The 6,688-nt window shown below is 65.1% G+C and carries 4 protein-coding genes and 2 tRNA genes; 5 read left to right on the top strand and 1 reads right to left on the bottom strand.

What is annotated here, in order from left to right:
• Positions 1-210: 210 nt before the first annotated feature.
• Together HK353_RS08685 and HK353_RS08680 are read left to right on the top strand one after the other, a co-directional pair.
• Positions 211-284, top strand: a tRNA-Ile gene (locus tag HK353_RS08685).
• A gap of 171 nt (positions 285-455) precedes the next feature.
• Positions 456-528: transfer RNA gene (locus HK353_RS08680), tRNA-Ala, on the top strand.
• 82 nt (positions 529-610) lie between these two features.
• Here the strand turns inward: HK353_RS08680 and HK353_RS08675 are convergent.
• Positions 611-1,189 (bottom strand): CHAP domain-containing protein, encoded by a 579-nt coding sequence (locus HK353_RS08675; protein ID WP_173155206.1) that lies wholly within the window; start codon positions 1,187-1,189, stop codon positions 611-613.
• Positions 1,190-1,377: 188 nt separating this feature from the next.
• Here HK353_RS08675 and HK353_RS08670 point away from each other — a divergent pair, with 188 nt between their 5' ends.
• From HK353_RS08670 to HK353_RS08660, 3 genes are all read left to right on the top strand, one after another.
• Positions 1,378-2,250, top strand: coding sequence for an endo alpha-1,4 polygalactosaminidase (locus HK353_RS08670; RefSeq protein ID WP_245395871.1), 873 nt, complete (start codon positions 1,378-1,380; stop codon positions 2,248-2,250).
• Between the two features lie 249 nt (positions 2,251-2,499).
• Positions 2,500-3,948: an MDR family MFS transporter gene (locus HK353_RS08665; RefSeq protein ID WP_173155256.1), complete on the top strand. Its 1,449-nt coding sequence runs from the start codon at positions 2,500-2,502 to the stop codon at positions 3,946-3,948.
• A gap of 125 nt (positions 3,949-4,073) precedes the next feature.
• Entirely contained in the window at positions 4,074-6,665 is a 2,592-nt protein-coding gene (locus tag HK353_RS08660; RefSeq protein ID WP_173155204.1) for an excinuclease ABC subunit UvrA, read from the top strand.
• Positions 6,666-6,688 lie beyond the last annotated feature (23 nt).

Raw genomic sequence — 6,688 nt, 5'->3', positions numbered from 1 at the left:
CAGATCCCGACGAGGACATCGTTCGAGTCAGTAGTTCTGAGGGTCATGATGATCAATGGGACGGTCAGTTCCTACTCTGCCAGCCAGTCCCAGACCAGCCACCATCAATACTCACAGTAGTTCTGGGAGGGTGTGAGAGGGGTCACTGGGCGTCGATTTGTGTTTAGCTGCGGTCGATGGGTATTGTTTTACTTCGGGTTCACCCGATGAGGGCCTATAGCTCAGGCGGTTAGAGCGCTTCGCTGATAACGAAGAGGTCCCTGGTTCAAGTCCAGGTAGGCCCACGTCCTGTCACAACAGGATTTCCTTTCGAGGAGGATCATGAGAAGATGGATTCTCAGCGGTCTCACGCTGGTGGGACTGGGAGTGTTCTTCGGGTGGCGGCACCAGAACCAGAGTGCCCAAGCCGAATGGTCCGAACACACCGACTCGGTGTGAGGGTGTGAACCCGATTCGGGGGTATGGCGCAATTGGTAGCGCATCTGCTTTGCAAGCAGAGGGTTAGGGGTTCGAGTCCCCTTACCTCCACTCGAGTAGTTTTGAGACACCACTCGTAAAACGAAGGCTCCGAACCAATATGGTTCGGAGCCTTCGTCGTTGCGAAAACCTATCATGCGCGCCAGTAGCCGAGGTAGCCGTCGATGAGCCCGTCATAGGTGTGCAGGCTGCGGTCGCCGTTGAAGTTCTGGTGCCACACCTGGCCTTCGTAGTAGATGCCGATGTGACCGTAGGCGGTGGTGTTGTCGCCGTCGCCCCAGACGAGGATGTCGCCGTTCTCGAACTTCTGGTCGGTGTGCCAGGTGAAGCCGTTCGCCTTCATCTTGTCCCCGCCGGAGCCGCCTGCCTGATAGTCGACGGCGTTGCCCCACGCTCCGTGGTCGACGCCGTGGACTTCTTCGAGCGCCCGGGAGATGAGGCTGACGCATTCTCCCTGGTAGCCGCCCTGCGAGTTCGCCAGCGACTGGCCCTTGTAGTGCTTGAGGAAGTCTCCGATGTTCGAGAACTTCTTCTCCGCCTCCGGGCTCGCCGAGGCGGTGCCGGAGGCCGCAGCCGAGTTCTCCGCTCCCGCGGATGCGGCGGGCGGTGCCGCCGGCTGGGCGGCGGAGGCGATCGAACTGGAGCCGAGCACGGCGGCTCCGGCGATCATCGCTGCTGTCATGGTCTTCGTGGTGACGTTCTTCAGAGTCATTCTCTTCCGTTCGTTCCGCTTGACTGTGTGACTGGTTCTGACTTTTCATGAGACGATCCGCCTCGGTGACGGGTCGTCTCCTCTGCCGACGTTAACAGCGCCGAGGTGAACATCCGATACGTCGAGTCGAAGAGAGTATGAACTCCGCTGCGACATCGATGCCGGCCGCGTCCGTCTACAGTGTGTCCATGAGACCTCCGCTGAGCCCGATCCCACCGCGGTGGATGGCGGCCGCTGTCGCCATCGGTATTGCGGTGGCGATGGACGGCTGTTCAGCGAACGCTTCGCCGCGATCGACCACGCCGACCTCAGAAGCGTCCTCGCTGCCGACGTCAGGAACCTTCGACTACCAGCTCGGCGGAATCTATGACTCGCTGCCGGATTCGCAGGGCCGCATCGATATCGTCGTCCGGGACGCGGGTGCCGCACCGCTGACCGAGGCCTACTCCGTCTGCTACGTCAACGGCTTCCAGACCCAACCTGACGAGGCTGCGGACTGGCGCGACCACGCTGACCTGCTGCTCCACGATGCCGCCGGTGACCTGGTCGTCGACCCCGATTGGCCGGAAGAACACATCCTCGATCCCTCGACCGCAGACCGACGATCCCAGATCCTCGATGTCATCGGCCCCGTCATCGACGGCTGCGCCGAATCCGGATTCGACGCCGTGGAGATTGACAATCTCGACACGGCCGACCGATTCCCCGACATCGACCGAACCGGTGCCCTGGAACTCGCGGCCGCGTATGTCGACCGTGCCCACGCCCATGGTCTGTCGGTCGCACAGAAGAACGCCGCTGAGCTCGCCGACACCGCTCATTCTCAGCTCGGCTTCGACTTCGCCGTGGCCGAGGAGTGCGTCGCCTTCGACGAATGCGCCGCGTACACCGAGATCTACGGCGACCGTGTCCTCGGCATCGAATATCCCGACACCCTCGCCGAGGCGGGGCTGGATTTCGCGGACGCCTGCACCGTTCGCGATCGCCCGCCGCTGATGATCCTGCGCGACCGCGATCTCGTCGCAGCCGGCGATCGTGGCTACCGATACGGCACCTGCTGAGGAGACCGAGCGAGCAGTGACGAAGATCGCCGGAGTTTCCGGTTCTCCCCACTGTCGGCGAGAAACGGGAATACGTTAGTCTGAGATGCTGTTGACACTTTCGTCTGCGCGTCGATTCGGCATCTGCGTGCGACCTCCGCCCACACCCCGGGCCCTTCAGACACATCCGAACGGAGCACCGTCTTGTCCAGCGACAGCTCACCCGCACACGCGCAGACACTGCATAACGACACCATCGACCCCGCCGGTATGAAGGTCATCTGGCTGCTGCTGGTCGCTGCCTTCGTGGCCATTCTCAATGAGACGACGATGGCTATCGCCATCCCCGAGCTCAACAAGGCCCTCGGCATCCCTCCGGAGCTCGGCCAGTGGCTGACCAGTGCTTTCATGCTCACCATGGCTGTCGTCATTCCGACGACCGGTTTCCTCCTGCAGCGTTTCACCACCCGCCAGATCTTCCTGGCCGCGATGATCCTGTTCTCTGCGGGCACGCTCATCTGCCTCGTCTCGCAGGGGTTCATCCTGCTCCTCATCGGACGGATCGTCCAAGCCGCAGGAACCGGCATCATGATGCCCCTGCTGATGACCACGATGATGAACGTGGTCCCGGCACATTCGCGCGGTCGGATGATGGGTCGAGTCGGCCTTGTCATCTCATTGGCACCGGCCATCGGACCGACGATGTCGGGCATCGTCCTCGATTCGCTCGGCTGGCGCTGGCTCTTCGGAATCATCCTGCCCATCGCGCTCATCGCTCTGGCCCTGGGTGCGAAATGGATGACCAACCTCGGCGAGTCGACGCACGCCCCCATCGATGTCATCTCCATCATCCTGTCCGTGTTCGCCTTCGGCGGCATCGTCTACGGCCTCAGCCAGTTCGGCGGCGGCCACGGCGGTGAGGCAGGCGGCGGATCGACGAGCACCCTGGCCTGGGCGACGATCGGCGGCGGAGTCGTGTTTCTTGCTCTCTTCGTGTGGCGTCAGCTCGTCCTGCAGAAGGGCGATCGCGCCCTGCTCGACCTGCGTGTTTTCAATTCGCGGAACTACGTCTTCTCGGTCATCATCATGGCCGTCGTCGCCCTGTCCATGTTCGGCACGTTCTCCCTGTTGCCGCTGTACCTGCAGAGCGTCGTCGGACTCGGTGCCACCCAGTCCGGTCTCGTGCTTCTGCCCGGTTCGGTGATCATGGGTCTGCTCGGGCCGGTGATGGGTCGGATCTACGACGCCCGCGGACCGAAGACGCTGCTGGTGCCCGGCACGATCATGATCGCGTCCTCGATGTTCGCGTATTCGACGGCCGGTGTGGGAACGCCGATCTGGCTGCTCATCATCGTCCAGATCGTCATGTCATTGGGCCTGGCCGCATCGTTCACTCCGCTGTTCTCCGCCTCGCTGGGATCGCTGGAGCGCCACCTGTACTCCCATGGTTCGGCAGCACTCAACACCCTGCAGCAGGTCGCGGGAGCTGCCGGCACCGCGCTGCTCATCTCGATCTATTCCGCGGCCCTGCACTCGGGCCAGGCGGAGGGCAAGTCCGTCCCCGAGGCGGGCGCCCCCGGCGGCCACGCCGCGTTCCTGTTGGCGACGGTCATCGCGATCGTCCCAATCGTCCTCGCGTTCTTCATCCGCAAGCCCGAAGACCAGGATGAGCACCCCGCCGAGGTGGTCGAACCGACCGAGGCCAGCCTCGCCGAATGATGGCCAGCCAATGACAGCGGCCGACTGAGGCACATCGAACCCCTCGTTCCGAAATTCCCGGAACGAGGGGTTCTGTCGTCGGTCGCCTAGGTGATCGGAGGTCCCGACCTTGGTACGGTGGCCTCATGACCTCCTCTGTGCCCTCGGCTCCGACATCCTCGACCGAGATCCAGTCGGACGTGAGGGTCCGCGGCGCCAGGGAACACAACCTGCGCAACCTCGATCTCACTGTGCCTCGGGATGCGCTCGTCGTCTTCACCGGAGTGTCCGGATCCGGCAAGTCGTCCCTGGCCTTCGGCACCCTCTTTGCCGAGTCCCAACGCCGCTACCTCGAATCCGTGGCACCGTATGCCCGCAGGCTCATCGACCAGGCAGGGGTCCCCGACGTCGATTCGATCACCGGAATGCCGCCGGCGGTCGCCCTGCAGCAGCAGCGCGGCGGGCGCAGCGCACGTTCGAGCGTCGGCAGCGTCACCACGGTGTCCAGCCTCGTGCGCATGCTCTACTCACGGGCGGGGCAGTACCCGGAGGGGCAGTCGATGCTGTTGGCCGAGGATTTTTCGACGAACACCGTCGAGGGAGCCTGCCCGGAATGCCACGGAATCGGCCGCGTCTACGAGGTGCCCGAGGACAAGATGGTCCCGGATCCGACGCTGACGATCCGGGAGCGCGCCATCGCTGCCTGGCCGACCGCCTGGCACGGCCACCAGCTGCGCGATACCGCCGTAGCCCTCGGCTTCGACGTCGACGTCCCGTGGCAGGACCTGCCGAAGGCCGAACGCGACTGGCTCCTCTACACCGAGGAGACCCCGCACCTTCCCGTCCATTCCCGGCTGACGCTGGCCGAAGCGCGCGAAGCGATCGCAGCAGGCACCGAACCGACTTATTCGGGAACCTTCGTCGGTGCCCGGAAGTACGTGCTCGACACGTTCGCAAACACGAAGAGTGCTGGGATGAAGCGTCGCGTCGCCGAGTTCCTCACCGCCGCCCCCTGCCCGGTCTGCCACGGCAAGAAGCTCAAACCCGAGGCCCTGTCCGTGACGATCGCCGGTCTCGACATCGCCGAGTTCTCCGCTCTGCCCCTGCACGAGCTGATGACCCTGCTCGAGGAGACCGTCGCCTCGGCTGAGAAGTCCGCCGAAGCGGACGGCACACCCGCTGCCCCCGACGGGGCGCCCGGCGAGGAGATCTCTGCGGAGAAGCTGGCCACGACGGTCCGCCTCGGCGGGGGTCTCATCGATCGTCTCCGACCCATCGTCGATCTGGGACTCGGCTACCTCTCCCTCGACCGCAGCACCCCGACCCTGTCGGGCGGGGAGCTGCAGCGGCTGCGGCTGGCCACCCAGCTGACCTCGGAGCTCTTCGGCGTCGTCTACGTCCTCGATGAACCCTCCGCGGGTCTGCACCCGCAGGACGTCACTGCGCTGATGGAGATCCTCGACGGGCTGAAGGATCGCGGCAACAGCCTCTTCGTCGTCGAACACTCCGTCGACCTCATGCGCCACGCCGACTGGCTCGTCGACATCGGTCCCGGCGCCGGCGAACGCGGCGGGCAGGTCCTCTACAGCGGCCCCACCGACGGTCTCGCCGAGGTCGAGGAGTCGATCACTCGCGGCTACGTCTTCGGCGGTCGCGGCCTCGAATCCCACGAACCGCGGCAGGCGCGCGAATGGATGCGGGTGGAGGGCATCCGCCGCAACAACCTGCGCGATGCCAGTGTCGAGCTGCCCCTGGGTGCCCTGACCGCGGTCACAGGAGTGTCCGGGTCCGGCAAGTCCAGCCTCGTCAGCCAGGTGCTGCCGGCGCTCGTCGGCGACCGCCTCGGGCGACCGGCTCAGGAGGACGAACCCGCACCCGAGGGCGATGAGCTGCTCCTGACCGACGAACCCGAGGAGCTCGACGGCTCGGTGTCGGGCGAGCTCACCGGCATCCGCCGTGTCGTGAGCATCGACCAGCGACCCATCGGTCGCACACCGCGGTCGAACGTCGCGACCTACACGGGATTGTTCGATCATGTGCGCCGCCGCTTCGCCGAGACCCCGGAGGCGCGTGAGCGCGGCTACAAGCCCGGTCGGTTCTCCTTCAACGTCGCCGGCGGTCGCTGTCCGACCTGTGAGGGCGAAGGCTCCGTCATGGTCGAGCTGCTCTTCCTGCCCTCGGTCTATACAGAATGCCCGGACTGCCACGGCACCCGGTACCAGTCGAGCACGCTCGAGATCCTCTGGCGCGGACGCACCATCGCCGAGGTGCTGGCCATGAGTGTGGAGGAAGCCCACGACTTCTTCACCGAGGAGTTCGACATCATGCGCTCGCTCACTGCGCTCATCGACGTCGGTCTCGGTTATCTGCGCCTCGGCCAGCCGGCGACCGAGCTCTCCGGCGGTGAGGCGCAGCGGGTCAAACTCGCCAGCGAACTGCAGCGGTCCCAGCGCGGGGACACCCTCTACGTGCTCGACGAACCCACCTCCGGGTTGCACTGCGCGGATTCCGACAGGCTCATCACTCATCTGCAGACCCTCGTCGACGCGGGCAACACCGTCGTCATGGTCGAACTCGACATGCGGATCATCACCGCCGCGGACCACGTCATCGAACTCGGTCCCGGCGCCGGCGACGACGGCGGACAGGTCATCGCCGTGGGCACCCCGGAGCAGATCGCCTCGGCCGGTAACACCCCATCGGCGCCCTACCTGGCCGCAGCGCTCGAGGCTGAGTAGTCCGGTCCGAGACCTGGACCCGG

It is taken from the genome of Brevibacterium permense, from assembly GCF_013280495.1.
Lineage (GTDB): Bacteria > Actinomycetota > Actinomycetes > Actinomycetales > Brevibacteriaceae > Brevibacterium > Brevibacterium permense.
The sequence above is the reverse complement of the archived record's forward strand: the minus strand, read 5'-3'. Positions and strand labels throughout refer to the sequence as shown.

Bases quoted from the DNA above. Each gene is read 5' to 3' on its own strand.
- HK353_RS08675 (WP_173155206.1), bottom strand. From the start codon at position 1,189: ATGACTCTGAAGAACGTCACCACGAAGACCATGACAGCAGCGATGATC.
- HK353_RS08670 (WP_245395871.1), top strand. From the start codon at position 1,378: ATGAGACCTCCGCTGAGCCCGATCCCACCGCGGTGGATGGCGGCCGCT.
- HK353_RS08665 (WP_173155256.1), top strand. From the start codon at position 2,500: ATGAAGGTCATCTGGCTGCTGCTGGTCGCTGCCTTCGTGGCCATTCTC.
- HK353_RS08660 (WP_173155204.1), top strand. From the start codon at position 4,074: ATGACCTCCTCTGTGCCCTCGGCTCCGACATCCTCGACCGAGATCCAG.